This window comes from Sporosarcina sp. P17b (assembly GCF_002743115.1).
Taxonomy (GTDB): Bacteria; Bacillota; Bacilli; order Bacillales_A; family Planococcaceae; genus Sporosarcina; species Sporosarcina ureae_C.
Genome location: NZ_PDYP01000016.1, coordinates 36,326 through 57,619 on the forward strand (window position 1 = coordinate 36,326; position 21,294 = coordinate 57,619).

Here is a 21,294-nt window from a genome sequence, read left to right on the forward strand (position 1 = left end):
TTAGCAAGTTTACCATGATTTAAGGTAGGGAATAGTTATACAAAGCGAGGGATGCAATATGTTTAAGCCACTGACTGTTATTATAATTTTGATTGTTTGTAGCATGACTAGTACTACTACCTCTTCGTCTGTTCAAGCAGCACAATCAACCGGTACAATTAGTGTTGTGTCATTTGATGGGTTGGGTTATCAAGACGCACAGAGATACATAGATAAAGGAATCATGGTGAATTTAGAGGGATTTCAAAACGAGGCTGCTTATGCGACGGATTTCATAACAGTTACACCATCACTAACCGCGCCATCACATGCCACAATGGCAAGTGGTGCAGCACCATCCAAGACGGGTATTGTGAGTAATCAGTTCCACTCGTCAGGTGAAACAGTAAAAGATGATCAAAGCGGATTTGCACAAACGTTAGGCGTTACACCTATATGGAAAGAAGCGAGAAATCAAGGGAAAGTAACAGCGACGGTCTCTTTCCCCGATTCGAATCCTGAAAATGCTTCTTCTGCTACGTACGCTGTATATTCAGGCGGGACCTTAGCGGATTCGAAACTTCATAATTTAAAATTTTCATCTATAGAAGATCAACGTGTTAAACAATTAACTGCAACCACGACAACAGAAGTGGAAGAAGCGGTGATTACATTAGACATAAAAAACTCACCATCCCAACAATTATACGTGTTGCGAACAGACGAGGAAAAACCGGAACTCTATATTTCACTGGATCCTAAACAAATAGGAGAAAAAGTATCAGCAAATGACTGGATCGGTGTCGTGCTAGACCTACCAGACTTCGATAGTGCAGGATTTTATATAAAACTAAAAGGGGATCCTGAAGATAAAGAGAAGCTACAGTTATTTCAGGGTACCGTAATGGGAGGGCTATACAAAGGGCCAGACCAATTCACTAACGAGATTGAATCTGAATTTGGATTTTATCCCTCGGCTGATGAGATAGATGCCTTCAAAAAAGGAGATATTACAAGAGAAGAGTATGAGCAAGTAGGCGAACGTTTCGCAAAATGGGTGACGGATGTCAGCTTATATATTAAAGATCACTATCAACCAGACTTATTATTTTATTATTATCCAGTCGTAGATACTGAGCTGCATAACTTTTTATTGAGAGAACCTGCCCAACCAGAATATGAATTATCGAATGTGTTGGAGAAAGAGAAATATGTTAGCTGGGCATTTGGGGAAGCGGACCGAGCGATTGGGCGAATCAAAAATAATCTGGACCCTGACGATCACTTGTTGATTGTTTCGGATCATGGCTTAGAGCCAATCCATACGAGGCTTTCACCGAATAAAGAGCTTGAGAAAGCCGGACTGCTTGTAAAAGATGAAAAAGGAAATGTGGATACATCTAAGACGAAAGCGTATGCGGAAGCGAGTGGAACGATTGCGCATGTGTATGTAAATCTAAAAGGCAGAGAGAAAAAAGGAATTGTAAAAGAAGAGGACTACGAACGAGTAAAGAATGAAATTGTATCAGTCTTTACCGATAAGATCGTTTTTTCTGCCCTTTCACAAGATCCTGAAAAAGTGGCTCATCCTATTTTGCGTTGGCTCACTGGTAAGGCTGACTTAGCCTATACTTACCCGGTACCTTCAGTCTTATCTAAACAAAAAAATATCGAAATTTCGCCGTATGAAGCAGTTTGGACAGAAGAACAAGAAGAGTATGTAACATTTAATAATGATAATAGTGGCGATGTATTCCTGTCTGCTGTTCCAGGATACTTGATGGGAAAAGAGGCGGAAATTGCTATCGAACCAACCCAAGAATTGGGGAGTCATGGTGGTAATCCTGAGCGTATGCCATTACGTCCTATTCTATTTGCAACAGGTCCTAAGATTACCAGTGGGGAAATTAGTGAAAGAATAACGATGACTGATATTGCACCAAGTCTATACAAACTTCTAGATTTAGAAGCGCCAGAATTTGTAGACGGTCAAGCCATTTGGTGAGGGAAATAATTATGCTGTTAAAAGAGTAAGCATAGCATTAGAAAAACTGAATTTTTTTAAGAAGTGCGTAGGTATCAACTTTCCTAACGTACTTCTTTTTTTATTACTACATTCTCTTAATATATTATTTTATAAAAAAAGTTTCTTGCGTTTAATCAGAATAAAAGTATAATAATGATTAATGAGTTATTTCAGAAAAAGGAAATAGGTGAGCAAATGAACGAAAGAAAGAAATTACTTGAAGTTAAAGATTTGCAAACGACCTTTTTCACGGATTCGGGAGAAATTCCAGCAGTAGATCATGTGGACTTTTATGTGAGAGAAGGAGAGGTCTTGGGGATTGTTGGGGAATCTGGCTGTGGGAAGAGTGTAACCTCTTTATCTATCATGCAGTTGGTGCCAAGTCCACCGGGGAAAATCACTGGAGGAGAAATCTTATTTGAAGGTCAGGACCTCCTAAAAAAATCGGAGAAGGAAATGAGAGGGATTCGCGGAAACGATGTCGCGATGATTTTTCAGGAGCCTATGACTTCACTAAACCCTCTTTTCACAATAGGTAATCAGATGTCTGAAGCAATTTCTCTTCATCAGAAAAAGTGGTCAAAAAAGCAAATCAAGGAACGGGCAGTTGAAATGTTAAAATTAGTCGGATTGCCTCGCTCTGAAGAAATTATGAAAGAATATCCTCATCAGCTATCAGGTGGTATGCGACAGCGTGTCATGATTGCTATGGCACTTGTGTGTGATCCAAAAGTTCTTATTGCAGATGAACCTACAACAGCACTTGATGTAACCATCCAAGCACAAATTCTAAAATTGATGCGGGATCTAAATGAACGCATGAATACAGCGATCCTACTTATTACGCATGATTTGGGGGTAGTGGCTGAGACGTGTGAACGCGTCGTAGTTATGTATGCAGGGCAAGTTATTGAGGAAGCACCAACACATGTGATTTTTGAAAATCCTTGTCACCCATATACTCGCGGATTGATTCAATCTGTTCCAGATATGCGGGATAAAAAAGACCGTCTTTATTCCATTCCAGGCAATGTGCCAAAACCAGGATCCATCGAGATGGGTTGTAGATTTGCAGCAAGATGTGAAAGCGCTTTCTCTAGATGCTGGGTAGAAACGCCGGAATTGTTCCGAAACTCCGAAAATCATCAAACTAGATGCTTCTTATATGACGAGCAAGAAGGAGTGACGAGTGCAAATGAGCAAACCGCTGCTAAAAGTTGAAGGGTTAAAAAAGTACTTTCCCATTCGTAAAGGATTAATTGGTAAAACAGTTGGTCACGTCAAGGCGATTGATGATATTTCCTTTTATGTCAATGAAGGCGAGACGCTTGGAATTGTAGGGGAAAGTGGTTGCGGTAAATCGACGACTGGTCGAACGATTATGCAGTTACTTGAACCTACAGAGGGAATAGTGGAATTTCAGGGCAGAGATCTAGTCAAACTACCTGCTAATGAAGTACGTAAGATTCGTAGAGATATCCAAATGGTCTTTCAAGATCCTTACGCTTCATTGAATCCACGGCATACAATCGGAAAAATTTTGGAAGAGCCATTGATTGTCCATGGAGGTCACAATGCAAAAGAACGTCGTAAAAAGGTTGTGGAGTTCTTAAAGATTGTTGGTTTAAGTGAATATCATGCTAAGCGCTACCCTCATCAATTTAGTGGAGGGCAACGTCAGCGTATCGGAATTGCTCGAGCATTAATGACCAATCCTAAATTGATTATTGCAGATGAGCCGGTATCTGCGCTTGACGTATCGATTCAGGCGCAAGTTCTGAACTTAATGCAAGACTTACAAAAAGAATTTAACTTAACGTATATCTTTATTGCACATGATCTCGGTGTTGTACGTCACATTAGTGATCGTGTAGCAGTTATGTACTTAGGGAAAATCGTAGAGATTACGAAAAGTGAAGAGCTCTATGCAAACCCACTCCATCCCTACACACAAGCTTTGTTGTCTGCGGTTCCTGTACCAGATCCAAATTACAAAAAGGAGCAAATCATTATTGAAGGGGACATGCCTAGCCCGGCGAATCCTCCAAGTGGTTGTGCATTTCACACTCGCTGTCCGTTCAAAATGGATGTGTGTACGAAAGTAACCCCTGTGTTAGCAGAGGAGAATACTGGTCATTCTGTTGCTTGCCATCTGTATACGGATGAAGGTAACGATGATATAGAAAGAAAAAAACAATTGGAGGGATCTGTATGAGAAAAGGGAAATTGTGGTCGTTTGCGTTGATCATGCTTCTTGTCTTATCGACTGCACTGGCAGCTTGTTCAGGCGGTGATGACAAAGAAGGTAGTGGGGACAAAGACAAAGACAAAGACACTGCAGATAAAGGCGGCAGTGAAAACAAGACGTTAGTATTTGGACGAGGTGGAGATTCAACATCTCTTGACCCATCCCGTGTAACAGAAGGGGAAACTTTTAAAGTTACAGTGAATTTATTCGAAACGTTATTAAATTTTGGGGAGCAAGATACAACGGTTCAACCCGGTCTTGCAAAAGAATATGATACAAGTGAAGATGGATTAACGTATACATTCCAATTAGAAGAAGGCGTAAAGTTTCATGATGGCACAGACTTTAATGCAGAAGCTGTTGTGAAGAACTTTGAGCGTTGGGCTAATGGAGATTCAGATACATTCCCATACTATAACTCTATGTTCGGTGGGTTTAAAGACGATGAAGATCACGTAATTGAATCTGTTAAAGCAGATGGAGAATCCACAGTGATTATTACTTTGAAGCGCCCGCAAGCACCATTCTTGAAAAACCTTGCGATGAGTATGTTCGCTATCTCTAGTCCAGAAGCTTTCGAAAAGGGCAATGATGAGTATGAGCGTAATCCAGTAGGAACAGGTCCATTCAAGTTTGTCGAGTGGAAGCCAAATGAGACAATTACAATTGAAAAGAACGAAGAATATTGGCAAGAAGGATTACCGAAATTGGATCGCATCATTTTCCAAGCAATTCCGGATAACTCTGCTCGCCTGAACGCATTACTATCTGGTGAAATTGATTTGGCAGATGGAATCAATCCTGCTGATGGGTTAAAGATTGAAGACAATGATACATTGCAGTTGTTCGAGCGTCCTTCCATGAACGTAGGATACCTTGGATTAACAGTAACGCGTGAGCCATTTGATAAAAAAGAAGTTCGTCAAGCAATGAACTATGCTATCGATAAACAATCAATCGTTGATTCATTCTTTGAAGGACGCGCAGAGGTAGCGAAAAATGCTATGCCGTCATCTATTTCAGGTTATAACGATGATGTAGAAGATTATGCATATGATCCTGAAAAAGCAAAAGAACTATTGAAAGAAGCAGGTCTTGAAGATGGATTTGAAATGGAGCTATGGGCTATGCCGGTTCCACGTCCATATATGCCGGACGGCAAGAAAGTAGCGGAAGCGATCCAAAGCAACTTGGCTGACGTAGGTATTAAAGCGAAAATCGTTTCGTATGAGTGGGCAACTTACCTTGATAAAGCAAGCAAGGGAGAAGCAGATGCATTCATGCTAGGTTGGACTGGCGATAACGGTGACGCGGACAACTTCCTATATGTATTGTTAGATGAAGATAATATCGGAAGCAATAACTACACGTACTTCAAGAACGACGAAACACATAAGCTATTCATTGAAGCACAAACAGAAGTAGATGAGGACAAGCGTATCGAGTTGTATAAGCAAGCTCAAGAAATTCTTCATGAAGAAGCGCCTTGGGTACCACTTGCACACTCCATTCCTTTGTTAGGCGGTAAGAAGGAACTTACTGGTTTCGTTCCACATCCTACGGGTTCTGATTTGTTGTCAAACGTAGAATTCAAATAAGTTACAAGTAAATTGTATGATTCAAGAAGAGGGAGAAGCTAGCATTCTCCCTTTCTTTGATTAATAAATGATAAGAGCCGGAGGGGTGAAAGAGTTGTTCAACTATACGATTAAGAGGCTTTTACAGCTGATTCCTGTCCTGCTTGGTATGACATTTTTAGTTTTTATGTTGATTCGTGCAATACCTGGTAATCCAGCACAAGTAATATTAGGACAACAAGCGACTAAAGAAGCGGTAGAAGCTTTGACGATCAAGCTAGGTCTTGATCAACCATGGTATACACAATACTTCAGTTATTTAGGTGGTATTTTTAAAGGTGATTTAGGAGAATCCATGCGTACGCGCCTTCCTGTGGCGGATGAAATTTGGCCTTATTTAGCAGCTACATTAGAGTTAGCATTATTTGCGATGATTATCGCGGTCGTTGTAGGAATTAACGCGGGTATTATTTCTGCTTGGTTCCAAAACTCATGGTTTGATTATTCAGCAATGGTACTAGCGCTAGTTGGAGTATCCATGCCGATCTTCTGGTTAGGGTTAATGGGACAGTGGGCATTTGCGATCGAATTACAATGGTTGCCAACAACTGGACGTGAAAATGTCCGGGACCCTATATCCGCCATAACCAATTTATACATAATTGATACGCTCATCCAGGGCAGGTTTGATCAATTATGGGAAGTTATTAAACATTTGATCTTACCTGGACTAGCGCTCGCAACCATTCCAATGGCGATTATCGCCCGAATGACACGTTCGAGCATGTTGGAAGTTATGCGTTCGGACTATATTCGTACAGCGCGAGCAAAAGGTCAGAAAATGTTCTGGGTAGTATATAAGCACGCGTTGAAAAATGCGATCATTCCTGTGTTGACAGTTATTGGTTTGCAGATAGGTTTATTGCTCGGTGGAGCTATTCTGACGGAAACAATCTTCGCTTGGCCTGGAATCGGACGCTATATCTATGACGCAATCAACTTTAGAGATTATCCTGTTATTCAATCAGGCATACTCATCGTTGCATTTATCTTTGTCATGATCAATCTCATCGTCGACCTATTGTATGGACTGATCGATCCGAGGATTAAGTATGATTGAGGAAGGAGGAACAGTTCATGTCAGAATTTACGCCTAAGGTAGATGGAGTAGTAGAAGCAGAATTAGAAAAAACAACAGGACCTTGGCGGGAAGCTTGGGTAGGTTTTCGTAAAAGTAAAGTGGCGGTTGTGGGCGCAGTCATTGTCATATTCTTTATACTGCTCGCACTCTTCGGACCCCTTGTCACGAAAGAAGGCATCAACGAACAATTAATGACAGATCGACTGCAACCTCCTTCGTCAGAATACTGGTTCGGTACGGATGATTTCGGCCGTGATATTTTCTCACGTATTATTCACGGTGCACGAATTTCTCTAACTGTTGGATTTTTCTCGGTAGTAGGTTCGATTGTAGTAGGTAGTTTCCTAGGAATTATCGCGGGTTATTATGGTCGCTGGATTGATACCATTATTTCGAGGATATTCGATATTATGCTCGCATTCCCTTCTATTTTATTGGCAATTGCGATTGTATCCGTACTAGGACCAAGTTTACGTAACGCGTTAATTGCAATTGCGATCATTAACGTACCGAACTTTGGACGATTGATACGGTCCAAAGTATTGAGTATTAAAGAAGATGAGTATATTACAGCAGCAAAAGCAATTGGAATGAAAGATTTCAGGATCTTATTTTCACATATTTTACCTAACTCAATGGCACCTGTTATCGTTCAAGGTACATTGGCGGTTGCTACAGCTATTTTAGAAGCGGCAGCACTTGGATTTCTAGGACTAGGAGCGGAAGCCCCTTATCCAGAGTGGGGGAAGATGTTAGCTGACTCTAAGGATTATCTGCAAAATGCTCCTTGGACAATGATTTTCCCCGGAGTTGCCATAATGCTCACAGTTTTAGGATTTAACTTGATGGGTGACGGTTTACGTGATGCATTGGATCCCAAAATGAAAAGTTAAGCTATATTTTTTGACTGATATAATCTAGAACATGATGGAGGAGAGTCCTATTTACAGACTCTGCTCCATCTCTTTTGAATACGAATAAGCGGTAATTTATGTACGGGTTATTTGGTTGATCTTCATTCCGATGATCAGCCATTTTTTATCCAGTTTATTTACGCTAATTAAAGGGAAAGATGATAACAAAATGATTTTGAAACGAGGTGGAGACACTGAATAAAGTATTTACTGTAATGGCGTTCACTGGTGTACCTTTAGTATTTTTAGCGTCTTTTTTGAATTGGTCCGATTTATGGATGTTTGCGCTATGTTGTTATAGTATTGTTGCTCTGGCTGCATTCATAGGAAGAGCTACAGAAAGCTTGGCAATTGTTAGTGGTCCACGAATTGGTGGTTTGTTAAATGCGACATTCGGTAACGCCGTTGAACTTATCATTTCTATATTTACGTTAAAAGCCGGATTGATTGCAATCGTACTGGCATCCTTGACAGGTTCTGTTTTAGGAAACTTATTATTGGTTCTCGGACTATCGTTTTTCGCGGGCGGTCTGAAACATAAAAGACAGAATTTCAGTATTTATGATGCGCGGTTCAACTCTGCACTACTAGTATTTGCAATTGTTGTTGCATTCGTAATTCCGGAAGTATTCTCGATGACGATGGATACGAAAACTGAACTAAATCTGAGTATTGGTATTTCAATCATACTTATTCTGATTTATTTAGCTGGTCTAGTATTTAAATTATTTACTCACCGTGGTGTTTACGGTTCTGAAGATCACGAAACAGATGAAGTTCCGGAGTGGACGAAAAAGAAAGCTATATTAGTATTGATGATTTCGACAGTAGCGGTCGCATTTGTTTCAGAGAAGCTAGTGCATACGTTTGGGACGTTAGGTGAGAAGTTTGGCTGGACGGAGCTATTTATCGGTGTCATCATTGTTGCTATCGTTGGAAACGCGGCAGAGCATTCATCGGCGATCACGATGGCGATGAAGAATAAAATGGATATTTCAGTTGAAATTGCTATTGGTTCTACATTGCAAGTGGCGATGTTTGTAGCGCCGGTTCTTGTACTGATTTCCTTGATGATGCCAACTGCAATGCCGCTCGTATTCACTTGGCCAGAGTTGATCGCCATGATTACCGCCACCTTGCTAGTCGTCAATATATGTCAGGATGGCGAGTCGAACTGGTTTGAAGGGCTTGTGCTGTTCTCAGCTTATCTAATCATGGGTATTGGATTCTTTTTACTGTAAAGCAAGAAATAGAAGTCATGAAAGAAGAAGGAGAAGATACCGTTAATGCGCATAAAACGCAGAAAACGTTAACTTCTCCTTCCTCAATGACTTTTATTTACGACAATCGCTGCTTGAAATCCTCATAACCAAATTGCTTCACAATATTGAATTCATTATCAGCAGTATGAAGAACAATCGATGGCAGGTTAACGCCATTGAACGTATTGTTCTTCACCATGGAATAATGCGCCATATCACAAAATACAAGTCGGTCACCCGGCTTCAACGGCTGATCGAAAGAATAATCACCAATCACATCACCCGCAAGACAAGTTGGCCCACCTAATCGATAGGTATGGGCTTTTTCATTTGGCGTACTTGCTCCGACAATTTCAGGACGGTAAGGCATCTCCAGAACATCTGGCATATGGCAAGAAGCCGATGTATCAAGAATAGCAATATCCATGCCATTATGCATCGTGTCAAGTACTGTGGCAACGAGGAAACCTGTGTTGAGAGCAACGGCTTCGCCTGGCTCCAAGTACACTTCAAGACCATACTTGTCCTGCATGAAACGAATGCTACGGATTAATGCGTCAATGTCATAATCAGCACGTGTTATGTGGTGACCGCCACCGAAATTGATCCATTTCATCTTCTCTAAATAAGGACCAAATTCTTCATCGATAATTTGGATTGTCCGCCATAATGTATCTGAGTTTTGTTCACACATCGTATGGAAGTGTAGGCCACTAATACCATCAAGTTCGTCAGGTTCAAAGTTTTCTAAAGTAACACCGAATCGTGAGTAATCGAAGCATGGGTTATACATGTCGACTTCAATTTCCGAGTACTCAGGATTGATTCGGATACCACATGCAATCGATTTGTCGTGCTTCTGAACACGATCCTTAAACTTCTTCCACTGCGCAAATGAATTAAATACTAAATGATCGGAATAGCTAAGGATTTCATCAAATTCGTCTTCTTGGAAGGCAGGGGCATACGTGTGCACTTCTTTCCCCATTTCTTCATAACCGAGACGTGCTTCAAACAAACCACTTGAAGTCACCCCATGCAAATACTGCCCCAGTAAAGGATAGACGTTAAACATCGAAAATCCTTTTTGTGCAAGTAAGATCTTGCATCCTGTTTGATCGATAATGGATTTCATCTTTTCTAAGTTAGAGATAAGCAATTTTTCCTCCACAACATAACTAGGCGAAGGGACAGCATGTACATCAAAGTTCATAATATTCACCTCAGTCAATCAGAGTTGGATTGAAATCTTCATGCCACGGCAAACCATATTCATTCAATGCTTCCATGAATGGATCTGGGTCGAATTCTTCAATATTGAAGACACCTGGCTTTTTCCATTTACCTGTTAACATCATCATGGCACCAATCATTGCTGGAACACCTGTTGTATAGGAAATTGCTTGTGATCCTACTTCTCGATAGCATTCCTGGTGATCGCAAATATTGTAGACGTAATAAGTTTTCGGCTCGCCGTCTTTTATACCTTGATAAATACAGCCGATGTTCGTTTTACCTTTCGTGCGCGGACCAAGAGAAGCAGGATCCGGTAATATAGCTTTTAGGAATTGAAGTGGAACTATTTGCTGACCGTTAAATTCAATAGGTTCGATAGATGTCATTCCAACGTTTTCCAATACACGTAAATGCGTCAAATACTTTTCAGAGAAAGTCATCCAGAAACGGATTTTCTCGACACCTGTAATGTTTTTCGCCAAAGATTCCAGTTCCTCATGGTATAACAAGTAAACGTCTTTCGGACCGATTTCAGGTAAGTCATAGACGCGTTTTACTTCAAGAGGCTTTGTTTCGATGAACTCGCCCTTTTCGTAGTAACGCCCGTTTGCAGTGATTTCACGAATATTGATTTCTGGATTGAAGTTAGTTGCGAATGGATATCCGTGATCACCAGCGTTTGCATCAACGATATCGATTGTATGGATTTCATCGAAATAATGCTTCAGTGCGTAAGCAGAGAATACGCCAGTTACGCCAGGGTCGAAACCACTACCAAGCAGTGCTGTAATACCTGCTTTTTCAAACTTCTCTTTATAAGCCCACTGCCATTTATATTCGAACTTGGCTGTATCAAGCGGCTCGTAATTTGCTGTATCTAGATAGTCGACTTTTGTTTCAAGACATGCATCCATGATCGTCAAGTCCTGATAAGGTAGTGCGACGTTGATGACGATATCAGGTTTGAATTCATTGATTAATGCAACAAGTTCAGGCACATTATCTGCATCTACTTGTGCAGTTTGAATTTTCGTACGTCCACCATCGAGCTTTTCTTTCAATGCATCACATTTTGACTTTGTACGGCTTGCAATACAGATTTCTTCAAATACATCTGGTACTTGACAACACTTATGCACGACGACACTTGCTACGCCGCCTGCTCCAATAATTAATGCTCTTCCCATTAAAGACACCACCAAATTAGTTATTTTTATTTATAGCAATCGTTAATTCACGTAACACTTTACAAGCCACGGCAGTTGAGGCGCCGCTTTGATCGTAAACAGGGGACAATTCATTAATATCACAAGCAACGATATTCAAACCGCTGACTGTTAAAATAGCTTTTAGCAGTTCAACAAAACTTACGCCGCCAGCTTCGGGTGTACCGGTTCCGGGAAACACGGAAGGATCCAGTACGTCCAAGTCAATCGTCAAATAGACGGGTTTACCTTGTAGTTTCTTCACTGTGTCTTCGAGGCCATCGAAATTGAATTTATTCATGAACACATGCTGCTTAGCTGCCCACTCGAATTCAGGACGGTCTCCGGAACGAATACCATATTGGAAGATCTTATCGTCTCCAAGCAAGTCCCAGATTCTACGAATAACCGTTGCGTGAGACAGGCGTTGATCCAAATAATCGTCGCGCAAGTCAGTGTGTGCATCGAATTGGATGACATGCAGATCAGGATACATTTTCGCTGCAGCACGTACGGCACCCAAAGTAACTAAATGTTCGCCGCCGATCATGCAAGGCGTTTTTCCGTCATGTAGAACAAGTGAAGTGAATTCTTCAATTTGCTCCAGTGCACGTTCCGTATTCCCGAAACTCAGTTCTAGATCGCCTCCGTCAAACAATGCATAATCTGTTAGATCTGCGTCTTGATAGGGGCTATACGTTTCGAGACCGAAAGACTCACTACGCATCACTTTACTGGCAAAGCGCGTCCCGGGACGAAAAGAAGTAGTGGAATCAAAAGGAGCACCGAAAATTACGAATGAAGAATCTTCATAGTCTCCTTCGAAACCTAAAAATGTTTCTATGTTTTTATTCAGCATGAATCAGTAACTCCTTTACATAGTTCGGCAAGGCGAATGAGCCGACATGTAGTTTGGGATTATAATACTTTGTTTGTAAACCAATTGTATTCCAAGCATCTGCATCCAAGTCTTCTATTGGATCGTATTTCTTTGAAGCAAATCCGAATAACCAATGTCCAGACGGATACGTGGGAATATGTGCTTGATAGACTTTTGAAACGGGGAAGAACCCTGTAATGCTTTTATGTGCACGTTGCATACCGCGCGCGTCTTCCGCATAGAAAGGACTTTCATGTTGATTCACAAGAATACCTTGTTCGTTTAGTGCTTTATAGCAATTGCCATAAAACTCCTTCGTGAAAAGACCTTCTCCGGGACCGAATGGATCGGTGGAATCAACAATGATCAGATCGTACGCATTCTCTTGCTGGCGGACGAATTTTAATCCGTCTTCAAAATACAGTGTAACGCGTGGATCCGTAAGTTGTGCTGCGGTTTGCGGTAAAAACTTCTGGCATACTTGTACAACTTGCTCATCTATTTCGACCATATCAATTTGTTTGATTGTCGGATAGCGCGTCAGTTCCCGCACGGTACCCCCATCACCAGCACCGATAACTAACACTTTTTCGATTGTAGGATTTGTAGCCATTGGGACATGAACAATCATATCGTGATAAATGAATTCGTCTTTCTCCGTCACCATGACATATCCATCAAGTGTTAAAATTCTACCGAACTCAGTCGTCTGGAAGACATCAATTTTCTGAAATTCACTTGTCGCAGTATAAAGATGTTCTTCTACGCGAAAGGAAAAACGAATGTGTGGTGAGTGATCTTCGGTAAACCATAAATTCATCAGACGTCCTCCTTCACTACATTAATATAATCAACTTTAGAATCCTCGGTACCTGTCAGGAAACAACCTTTATCCTTGCAGTAGTCTATATAGTCGATGATTTCATCAGTGATGCGTTCCCCAGGTGCCAAAATTGGAATGCCTGGGGGATAGCACATGACGAATTCACTTGCTACGCGACCTGAAGATTCAGTTAATGAAAGCAATTCTTTCTCTGCATAAAAGGCACGCTGTGGCGACTGGACGATGTCTGGAGTGATATATTCATGATCGAATAATGAACTTGGATCTTTCTTATAGCGTCGATTGATTTCTGCTAAAGCCGCAACCAATCGTTCCAGATCAAGTGTCCGATCACCGACAGAAATATAAGCTAGGATATTCGCTACATCTCCGAACTCAATTTGAATATCGTATTCGTCACGCAAGATATCATACACTTCAATGCCAGCCAGACCTATTTGTCTCGTATGGATAGATAGTTTAGATTCATCGAAGTCATAAATGGTATCGCCGTTTATCAACTCTTTGGAATAAGCATAGTAGCCGCCGATTTTATTGACTTCATCACGCGTATACTGCGCCATTTCGATCACCTTACCGAAGATTTCTTGACCGTGTAGCGCAAGGTTTTTACGTGAAATATCCAGTGATGACATCAAGAGGTATGATCCACTCGTTGTTTGCGTGAGGTTAATGATCTGTCGCGTATAGCCTTCACTTACTTCATTATTTATCAATAGAAATGAGCTTTGTGTCAATGACCCACCAGACTTATGCATGCTGATAGAGGCCATATCCGCGCCGACAGACATGGCGGAAGCTGGCAGTTTATCGTTGAAATAAAAGTGCGTTCCATGGGCTTCATCTACTAATACAAGCATCCCATGTGCGTGTGCCAAATCGGTAATAACTTGCAGATTGGAGCAGATCCCATAATAGGTAGGATTATTAATGAGAATCGCTTTAGCATCCGGATGATCCACAATTGCTTTTTTTACTTCATCTACGGCCATGCCAAGTGGAATGCCAAGTTCTTCTTGCACTCCAGGATTTACATAGATAGGAATAGCGCCACTTAAAATCAAGGCATTAATTGCACTACGATGGACATTTCGTGGCATAATGATTTTTTCTCCAGCTTTACAAGCAGTCATAACCATTGCTTGGACAGCAGAGGTTGTCCCATTCACAAGCAAGAAGGCATGCTTCGCGCCAAAAGCGTCTGCCGCCAGTTCTTCTGCTTCACGTATGACAGAAACGGGGTGACATAAATTATCAAGAGGTTTCATGGAATTCACGTCATGATGTAAGCAAGTCTCCCCGAGGAAATCGGCAAGTTCCTTATTGCCTCGACCGTGTTTGTGACCGGGAACATCAAAAGGAACGACACGTGCTTCTTGATATTGCTGCAATGCTTCCATAATTGGAACGCGATGTTGTGATAATTTCAATGGTCTCTCCTCACTCATTTTCATAGACATTCGAGCCGCTATAGATTTCAATCATCTCTTTGCGCAAGTTATGAGAGATTTGAAGGCGTTCTTTTGGCGGTAATTCTGAAACATCTTTGTTAAATAGGTAATCCTGCAAATCGATTTCTTTAATGAGTAGCTTCGTGTGGAAAATATTTGCTTGATACACATTGATGTCGATTGCGTCATATTTATCCAACGTCTTTTGATCAATAAAATCCTGAATGGAAGTCATAGCATGATCCATAAATAACTTCTTACCGTCGACTGAACGTGTAAATCCACGCACGCGATAATCAGCGGTAATGATATCCGAGTCAAAGCTTCCGATTAGGTAGTCAAGCGCATTCAAAGGAGAAATCTCTCCGCACGTTGACACATCTATATCTACACGAAACGTCGCAATAGAGTTATCCGGATGATACTCGGGATACGTATGAACCGTTACGTGACTTTTATCTAAATGACTGACGACGGAATCCTTATCTGGCAAGATGGGGATCGCGCCTTGATTACAAGAAGGATCAATTTGTGATGCAGGGAATTTTTCCTCTGAAATCATTAACGTTACACTTGCGCCTTGAGGATCGTAATCTTGTTTACTGACATTCAAAACATGTGCACCAATCATTTCGGTGACATCGTAGAGAATTTTCGTTAAACGTTCTGAATTGTATTGCTCATCTATATAGGCGATATACTCACTTTGCTCTCTTCTACTTTTTGCATAGCTTACATCGTAAATGTTGAAGCTAAGAGTTTTGGTGAGGTTGTTAAAGCCGTAGAGCTTCAGCTTATTTTCCAACCGAAACATCCGTCCTTTCTATATAAAATATTTAAAAACCATTTTCATATAAAAAAGTCCCTCTCCAATCCACATGAAATAATACAAACATGACAGATTGGAGAGGGACCTTTACTCTGTTTCGCTTGTTGATATAAGAAAAGAGGGATCTCTCTTCCATTACATAACAGGTGATTGGGTTGGCATAATGCTCACAGGTACTCTTCCTAAATTAAAAAACTTATGAAATTGATTTCATTATAAAGGAAAAAGAATAAAAAATATATACTTTTTATTGAAAAGAATAAAAAAACATTTGCTTTAAATCGTTAGGAAGAATGATTTGAATTGTCGATAGTTCGTCTTTACGATATGGTATAAAGAACAAAGACTACATTTTTGGAGGTAATGAAATGAACGATACGACAGTGGAATACTTGGAACAAGTTCGACAAGATTTCGAGACAAGTCCTTTTTGGAAATTTGCAGGTCTGCAAACGCAAAAATTAGAAGCAGGACATGTGGAATTATATTTACCTTATAGTCAACAGTATGACAATGTACGCGGAACTATTCATGGTGGGATGTACATGTCCATTCTTGACACGACTATGGGAATGCTTTGCCGCTCGATGGGTGCAAATGATGTCATGACCATTCAGATGACAACACAATTTCTAAAACCAGTCGTTCAAGAAGCGGTGCATTCAAAAGCAGCTGTGATCAACAGGACACGTTCAACTGCTTTGGTTGAAGGAACGTTATTCAATGAGAAAGATGAATTAGTAGCTCATTGTACTGCTACGTTCAAGTTGAAATGAGTTATGTTTGCTGTGTGATTTCTCCACAGGGTAGGTTCATATATGAATAAGAAAGCATTCTACTTAGGTTTGTTTACAGTTATTGCATGGGGCTCAAGTTTCGCGGCCATACGTGTGAGCTTGCTAGGCGGTTATTCTCCTGGACACTTGGTGTTGACACGGTTTTTAGTTGCTTCACTAGTATTTATTTTATATGCACTATGGCCAGGAACGAAAATTCGTATACCCGCAAAACAAGATATATGGAAGATTATGTTGCTCGGCTTTGCAGGAATTAGTATTTATCACTTTGGTCTAACATACGGAGAGCAAACCGTATCGGCCGGTACTGCCGGTCTGTTCATCGCAACAGTACCGATTTTCACTTCCATTATCGCGGTGATTTTCTTAAGTGAAAAAATCAGTCGGTTAGGCTGGATCGGTATGGCAATCGGTTTGTCGGGTGTCGCGTTGATTACGATAGGGAGTTCAGAAGCTGCACTAGAAGTTTCAGTAGGCGCATGGTTTATAATAGTAGCTGTTATTTCCACGTCTATATTTTTCGTCTTCCAAAAACCTTTATTTAAACAGTACACGCCTGTCGAATTGACAGCTTACTTCACATGGGCAGGTACATTGCCGTTTCTTTATTTCACACCCGGTCTTTTCAATGAAATCCAAGGGGCTACATTGGAAGCTACATTATCAACGATCTATATGGGAGTCATTCCTGCAACAATCGCTTATGTGACTTGGGCTACTGCACTGTCGATTGCAGATGCGGGCGCGGTTTCAAGTTTACTCTATATAGAACCAGTCGTTGCCATTATCATTGCCTGGATATGGCTTCAAGAACTACCCAGTGGATTATCTACATTGGGTGGGTTGATTGCAGTTCTAAGTGTTATTGCAGTTAACTGGGAAGCGATGCGTAGACGTCCAGTTTTACAATGAAAAAGCAGCCAAGCATAAAAAGCGAGGCTGCTACTTGGTGGATCATCCTTTTGGAATGAACGTACCGCAATCTGTTTCGGCAATATCTTTCGCTTTTCTACCTTTTCGCGAGACCACTTTGATTTCATCTGCACCACATTGATTACCTGATTCCCAAAAATGACAGTTCGTTACTTCACATAATACGTCTTTTGCCAATTGATCCACCTCCTTTTTCTTAGCATATCCAGAAACACTGCGTACATACAGGAGATGGGGAAGTAGTACATTATGTTAACTTTGGAGGAGAGTTTATGGTTACTGTACAAGATATTGCGACACCACGTTTACAAAATTACTTGGAATTCGTGCGTGATCCAATCAGATTCTTTACACGTGTTCAACCGCTCGGTGATGTGATTTCATTGAAGACAGGAATTTCTCCGACTTTTGTTGTTAACAGCCCAGAAGCTATTCGTGAAATTTTAGTACGCCAAGATCAGTCATTTATTAAAGGAAGAACAACGACAGTATTGCAACGAACAGTGGGGGAAGGTTTGCTGACTACGGAAAGTGAGCGTCATGCAACGCAGAAAAAATATATTCAACCTGCATTTTATAAAGATGTAATGGAACGCTATGCTTATGCAATCATCGACGAAACAGAAAAGGTAGTTGAACGTTTAGAGGATGAACAAGAAGTCGATATACATACTGTCATGATGCGTCTGACGCTATCGATCATTACACGTACAATGTTTTCGACAGATGTTTCAGCAGAAGAGAAGAAGCTCGCGGATGCAGTTACGACAACGATAGAACAAAGTGTCAAAATCTTATTTAGTCCTGTGATGATTCCTGCTTCTGTTCCGACTACTTCGAATTTGAAGCATAAAGAAGCGATTCAAACACTTGAAGCTATGATTGACGATGTGTTAGCTGCTGCAAAAGAGCATCCTGAGTGGTTCAAAGATTCCTTGCTCGGCATGATGATGGCGGTAACAGACGAGGATGGAAATAGTTTATCTGATAAGGAAGTACGCGATCAGATGATGACGATGTTACTAGCTGGGCATGAGACGACGGCTAATTTATTAGGTTGGATTATTGCAGAAATAGCAGGACATCCAATAGTGGAAAAACGTTTAATGGAAGAGCTGACCACAGCTAAACTTACAGGGAATCCGTTCAATTGGATGCGGGAATTACCGTATACACAACAAATTATTGAAGAGGGCTTGCGTCTTTATCCTCCCGCTTGGCTGATTTATCGTGAACTGGACGAACCTGTTGAGATGTTTGGTAGGGCTTTTAAAAAAGGAAGCACTTTTATGATCTGTCCGTATGCAGTTCACCGTAATGAAAAAATATTCCCGAATCCTGAGATGTTTGATCCTGATCGTTTTGCGGTAGGTAACAAGTATTCGCCATTTAGCTATTTCCCATTCGGTGGCGGTTCACGTAGTTGTATCGGTTCGAGATTCGCGATGCTTGAAGCGACACTGATTTTGAAAGTACTTTATAAGAATTTCTCGTTCCGCAATATTCGACACCATGGACCCGTTCCAGAACCTTTGATTTCTTTGCGAATTAAGAATGGGTGGCCAATGGAAGTGGAGAAACGTCGTTATTGATCCTGCCGTGCTCACATAGTGGACAAAAAAACAGAGCTGTCGAAGAAGTCATTACTCTAATCTGTAAAGCTATTCTTTGATCTCATACAAAAAAGAGAGGCCCCGTTATGACTTTCAGGGCCTCTCTTTTTCGATTTTTTATATAAATACTACTGCTTCTTTTGGAGTTGGCAACTCAACGATACGCTGTACTTCGTCACCTTCAAGTGTTTCTTCTTTATAAAGCGCGTTGACCAGTTCCTCAAATTGATATGCATTTTCTTTAATAAGGGTTTCGGTTTTTTTTGCAGCCTGATTAAATAACATCTGCATTTTTTCTTCTTTTTCCGCTTTATTGAAAATCAATGAAAAACCTTCTTGGAACAGTCCGGTATTCACCATACGCTCAAGAATTTCTTTGGCTTGTTCGACGTCGCCACCCACACCAATGCTGTGTTCACCTAAATAGAGACGTTCTGCAATACCGCCCGCTAATATCATACTAACTTGATCAAGCAATTCACTAGCTGTCGATAGATGCAGTTCCTTCTGAATAGGGGCTACATAGCCTAAAGCTTGCCCTCGTGGAATGATGGTTGCTTTTCTCACAGAACCCGGCTTAGTGATAGCGGCTATTATAGCGTGCCCCGACTCGTGAATGGCTACCCGACGTTTCGTTTCCTGATCGTTTAACGTACGAGCTGTATTTCCAAGTATTGTCCGGTCAATTGCAAAATCTAAATCATGCTTTTCAATGAGTTTACGTCCTTCTCTCATAGCACGGCGACTAGCTGTTTCAAACAAGCCACTGATTTCTGCCCCAGAGAAGCCGGATGTGCTTTCCGCTAAGGTGTCGAGAGAGGCGGCTACATTTGCAGCTAACCCTTTGCCGTTAGTATGAATGTCGATAATTTCACGACGTCCTTTAGTATCTGGTAGTTGAACGTTAAATGTGAAGTCAATACGTCCAGGACGCAAAAATGCATCATCCAACATATCTTTTCTGTTTGTCGCCGCAATGAATAAGATCCCATCGTTATCATTACCGCCGTCGAGTTGAACGAGTAATTCCGTCAATGTCTTCTCAGATTCTTCACCGCCGTGCTCTTTTCGTTTACCAGCCAACGCATCTACTTCATCTATAAAGATAACGGCAGGACCTTGTTTACGGGCATTTTGAAAAAGTGTACGTACACGTGAAGCGCCGACTCCGACAAATAGTTCGGTGAAAGCTGCACCACTTGAAGAATAGAAAAGTGCGCCTATTTCATTTGCGATAGCTTGGGCCAGTAATGTTTTACCTGTTCCAGGAGGTCCGTACAGTAAAATCCCTTGAGGCAATGCAATGCCCATATCTTTCGCAACTCCTGGATTTTTAAATACTTCTAATATCTGGAGAATTTCCTCTTTCATTTCTTCAGGGATTCCGCCAATGTCATTCATTGTAATATCCGGAAGAGGAGTAGCTTTTGAGGCTTGATGCTTCATACCCGATGCACCAATATTGAGTTTCCCTTTTTTGTGAAGGATAAACAGTGTTAGTAGGGCAGCTAATACTAGCCCTCCGAAAATCCAGCCACTAGCTGAACTTGCTGCTTTGTATTGATAAGACACATTATATTTTTGTACTAAGTCGTCTACTAGTGTACTTTGCGGACGGACTATTGTGCTGTAAGTAGTGTTATCCACAGTAACAGATAATTTCCCGTCTGCCTTTTCATTCAATAAAACACTACCACCTGATTGTTCTGCTATTAATTTTTCCATCTGGGCAAAGGTTATCTCTTTTCCTCCAGTTGGTTGTAAGTAGTTCCAAGTGACTCCTGCAGCGATCGCCGTGATAAAGAGGACTATGACTAAAATTTTAGATGCTAATTTCGAAATAGGCTTCAAGGTCAGCTCCAGCTCCTTCTATGAATTACCTAAATTATACTCAGAAATAGTAGTTTTGGATAGTGTATAAACTGAATAAATAGTTACAAATTCAAGGCAATGATAGAAAGTGCCTAAGAAATAGGCGATGGACCTAGGTGGAGGGAACTTTGCTCGAAGTGGGCTTAGGCATTGGAGGTGTGGATTGGATCGTGGCTCGAGTTAGGCTTTGTCGTTGAAAGTAGTGAGGGTCATGCTTTGGAGCCGCGCAGGCACGTGGGGGATTGCCTCCAGCCATGAGCCAACTAGCGGTGGAGCTGCTAGCTGTCTCCTGGCCACGGCCTACCCCTCAGTTGTGCCTGCGCTACTGAGGGGTTGACAAGTTAGATTGTGGTTTATAGTAGATAAAACCAGTGACTGGGTGGTACGATTCTTCTGTCTTAGCTAAGTCATTAGGAGATAGATTAGGTCGTTGCTCGAGATTGGCTTGTTCATTGAAAGTAGTGAGGGTCATGCTTTGGACTCGCGC

18 protein-coding genes are annotated in these 21,294 nt (G+C 41.2%); 10 read left to right on the forward strand and 8 right to left on the reverse strand.

The genetic code is table 11. The features are described from left to right. Window positions 1-58 precede the first annotated feature (58 nt). The 7 genes from CSV76_RS14350 to cax all read left to right on the forward strand — a co-directional run bounded on the left by CSV76_RS14350 (window position 59) and on the right by cax (window position 9,126). A complete protein-coding gene (locus CSV76_RS14350) occupies window positions 59-1,984 on the forward strand; it encodes an alkaline phosphatase family protein (RefSeq protein WP_099625997.1) in 1,926 nt (641 codons plus the stop codon). 216 nt (window positions 1,985-2,200) lie between these two features. Further along, on the forward strand, window positions 2,201-3,226 hold the full coding sequence (locus tag CSV76_RS14355) for an ABC transporter ATP-binding protein (protein WP_099626006.1): 1,026 nt from the start codon (window positions 2,201-2,203) through the stop codon (window positions 3,224-3,226). Beyond that, on the forward strand, window positions 3,201-4,220 hold the full coding sequence (locus CSV76_RS14360; protein WP_099625998.1) for an ABC transporter ATP-binding protein: 1,020 nt from the start codon (window positions 3,201-3,203) through the stop codon (window positions 4,218-4,220). The genes CSV76_RS14355 and CSV76_RS14360 overlap by 26 nt, the downstream gene beginning before the upstream one ends. Next, the gene (locus CSV76_RS14365) at window positions 4,217-5,851 is read left to right on the forward strand and encodes an ABC transporter substrate-binding protein (RefSeq protein WP_099625999.1); all 1,635 of its coding nucleotides are present in this window, start codon (window positions 4,217-4,219) and stop codon (window positions 5,849-5,851) included. Before CSV76_RS14360 ends, CSV76_RS14365 begins: the two co-directional genes overlap by 4 nt. A gap of 67 nt (window positions 5,852-5,918) precedes the next feature. Next, a complete protein-coding gene (locus CSV76_RS14370) occupies window positions 5,919-6,950 on the forward strand; it encodes an ABC transporter permease (protein WP_369823342.1) in 1,032 nt (343 codons plus the stop codon). 17 nt (window positions 6,951-6,967) lie between these two features. Beyond that, on the forward strand, window positions 6,968-7,864 hold the full coding sequence (gene nikC, locus CSV76_RS14375; RefSeq protein WP_085427097.1) for a nickel transporter permease: 897 nt from the start codon (window positions 6,968-6,970) through the stop codon (window positions 7,862-7,864). Between the two features lie 215 nt (window positions 7,865-8,079). Then, on the forward strand, window positions 8,080-9,126 hold the full coding sequence (cax, locus tag CSV76_RS14380) for a calcium/proton exchanger (protein ID WP_369823345.1): 1,047 nt from the start codon (window positions 8,080-8,082) through the stop codon (window positions 9,124-9,126). Window positions 9,127-9,223: 97 nt separating this feature from the next. Here cax and nspC read toward each other — a convergent pair whose 3' ends face one another. The 6 genes from nspC to speD are packed head-to-tail and all read right to left on the reverse strand — an operon-like array spanning window position 9,224 to window position 15,577. Beyond that, window positions 9,224-10,360 (reverse strand): carboxynorspermidine decarboxylase, encoded by a 1,137-nt coding sequence (nspC, locus tag CSV76_RS14385; RefSeq protein WP_199173074.1) that lies wholly within the window; start codon window positions 10,358-10,360, stop codon window positions 9,224-9,226. Between the two features lie 10 nt (window positions 10,361-10,370). Continuing rightward, entirely contained in the window at window positions 10,371-11,570 is a 1,200-nt protein-coding gene (locus CSV76_RS14390; RefSeq protein ID WP_085427095.1) for a saccharopine dehydrogenase family protein, read from the reverse strand. A gap of 16 nt (window positions 11,571-11,586) precedes the next feature. After that, window positions 11,587-12,447, reverse strand: a complete 861-nt coding sequence (gene speB / locus CSV76_RS14395; RefSeq protein WP_199170415.1) for an agmatinase — start codon at window positions 12,445-12,447, stop codon at window positions 11,587-11,589. Continuing rightward, window positions 12,437-13,288, reverse strand: a complete 852-nt coding sequence (gene speE / locus CSV76_RS14400) for a polyamine aminopropyltransferase (RefSeq protein WP_099626001.1) — start codon at window positions 13,286-13,288, stop codon at window positions 12,437-12,439. The genes speB and speE overlap by 11 nt, the downstream gene beginning before the upstream one ends. Next, complete coding sequence (locus CSV76_RS14405; protein ID WP_369823343.1) at window positions 13,288-14,772, reverse strand: aminotransferase class I/II-fold pyridoxal phosphate-dependent enzyme; 1,485 nt, start codon at window positions 14,770-14,772, stop codon at window positions 13,288-13,290. Before CSV76_RS14405 ends, speE begins: the two co-directional genes overlap by 1 nt. Continuing rightward, window positions 14,753-15,577: an adenosylmethionine decarboxylase gene (speD, locus tag CSV76_RS14410; RefSeq protein WP_085427093.1), complete on the reverse strand. Its 825-nt coding sequence runs from the start codon at window positions 15,575-15,577 to the stop codon at window positions 14,753-14,755. Before speD ends, CSV76_RS14405 begins: the two co-directional genes overlap by 20 nt. Before the next feature lie 383 nt (window positions 15,578-15,960). Between speD and CSV76_RS14415 the strand changes: the two genes are divergently transcribed. Continuing rightward, on the forward strand, window positions 15,961-16,368 hold the full coding sequence (locus tag CSV76_RS14415; RefSeq protein WP_099626002.1) for a PaaI family thioesterase: 408 nt from the start codon (window positions 15,961-15,963) through the stop codon (window positions 16,366-16,368). Between the two features lie 42 nt (window positions 16,369-16,410). Beyond that, a complete protein-coding gene (locus tag CSV76_RS14420) occupies window positions 16,411-17,301 on the forward strand; it encodes a DMT family transporter (protein WP_099626003.1) in 891 nt (296 codons plus the stop codon). Between the two features lie 42 nt (window positions 17,302-17,343). Here the strand turns inward: CSV76_RS14420 and CSV76_RS14425 are convergent, their stop codons facing one another. After that, window positions 17,344-17,499 (reverse strand): DUF1540 domain-containing protein, encoded by a 156-nt coding sequence (locus CSV76_RS14425; RefSeq protein WP_085427090.1) that lies wholly within the window; start codon window positions 17,497-17,499, stop codon window positions 17,344-17,346. Window positions 17,500-17,594: 95 nt separating this feature from the next. On the opposite strand from CSV76_RS14425, the gene CSV76_RS14430 reads away from it, so the two are divergent. Then, complete coding sequence (locus CSV76_RS14430) at window positions 17,595-18,914, forward strand: cytochrome P450 (RefSeq protein WP_099626004.1); 1,320 nt, start codon at window positions 17,595-17,597, stop codon at window positions 18,912-18,914. Between the two features lie 138 nt (window positions 18,915-19,052). On the opposite strand, the gene CSV76_RS14435 is transcribed toward CSV76_RS14430, so the two are convergent. Next, window positions 19,053-20,786, reverse strand: coding sequence for an AAA family ATPase (locus CSV76_RS14435; protein WP_099626005.1), 1,734 nt, complete (start codon window positions 20,784-20,786; stop codon window positions 19,053-19,055). Between the last annotated feature and the right edge of the window lie 508 nt (window positions 20,787-21,294).

What these genes read in the sequence shown, in the direction of transcription:
- CSV76_RS14350 (WP_099625997.1), top strand. Translation starts at nt 59, where the DNA reads ATGTTTAAGCCACTGACTGTTATTATAATTTTGATTGTTTGTAGCATG.
- CSV76_RS14355 (WP_099626006.1), top strand. Translation starts at nt 2,201, where the DNA reads ATGAACGAAAGAAAGAAATTACTTGAAGTTAAAGATTTGCAAACGACC.
- CSV76_RS14360 (WP_099625998.1), top strand. Translation starts at nt 3,201, where the DNA reads ATGAGCAAACCGCTGCTAAAAGTTGAAGGGTTAAAAAAGTACTTTCCC.
- CSV76_RS14365 (WP_099625999.1), top strand. Translation starts at nt 4,217, where the DNA reads ATGAGAAAAGGGAAATTGTGGTCGTTTGCGTTGATCATGCTTCTTGTC.
- CSV76_RS14370 (WP_369823342.1), top strand. Translation starts at nt 5,919, where the DNA reads ATGATAAGAGCCGGAGGGGTGAAAGAGTTGTTCAACTATACGATTAAG.
- nikC (WP_085427097.1), top strand. Translation starts at nt 6,968, where the DNA reads ATGTCAGAATTTACGCCTAAGGTAGATGGAGTAGTAGAAGCAGAATTA.
- nspC (WP_199173074.1), bottom strand. Translation starts at nt 10,360, where the DNA reads ATGAACTTTGATGTACATGCTGTCCCTTCGCCTAGTTATGTTGTGGAG.
- CSV76_RS14390 (WP_085427095.1), bottom strand. Translation starts at nt 11,570, where the DNA reads ATGGGAAGAGCATTAATTATTGGAGCAGGCGGCGTAGCAAGTGTCGTC.
- speB (WP_199170415.1), bottom strand. Translation starts at nt 12,447, where the DNA reads ATGCTGAATAAAAACATAGAAACATTTTTAGGTTTCGAAGGAGACTAT.
- speE (WP_099626001.1), bottom strand. Translation starts at nt 13,288, where the DNA reads ATGAATTTATGGTTTACCGAAGATCACTCACCACACATTCGTTTTTCC.
- CSV76_RS14405 (WP_369823343.1), bottom strand. Translation starts at nt 14,772, where the DNA reads ATGTCTATGAAAATGAGTGAGGAGAGACCATTGAAATTATCACAACAT.
- speD (WP_085427093.1), bottom strand. Translation starts at nt 15,577, where the DNA reads ATGTTTCGGTTGGAAAATAAGCTGAAGCTCTACGGCTTTAACAACCTC.
- CSV76_RS14415 (WP_099626002.1), top strand. Translation starts at nt 15,961, where the DNA reads ATGAACGATACGACAGTGGAATACTTGGAACAAGTTCGACAAGATTTC.
- CSV76_RS14420 (WP_099626003.1), top strand. Translation starts at nt 16,411, where the DNA reads ATGAATAAGAAAGCATTCTACTTAGGTTTGTTTACAGTTATTGCATGG.
- CSV76_RS14430 (WP_099626004.1), top strand. Translation starts at nt 17,595, where the DNA reads ATGGTTACTGTACAAGATATTGCGACACCACGTTTACAAAATTACTTG.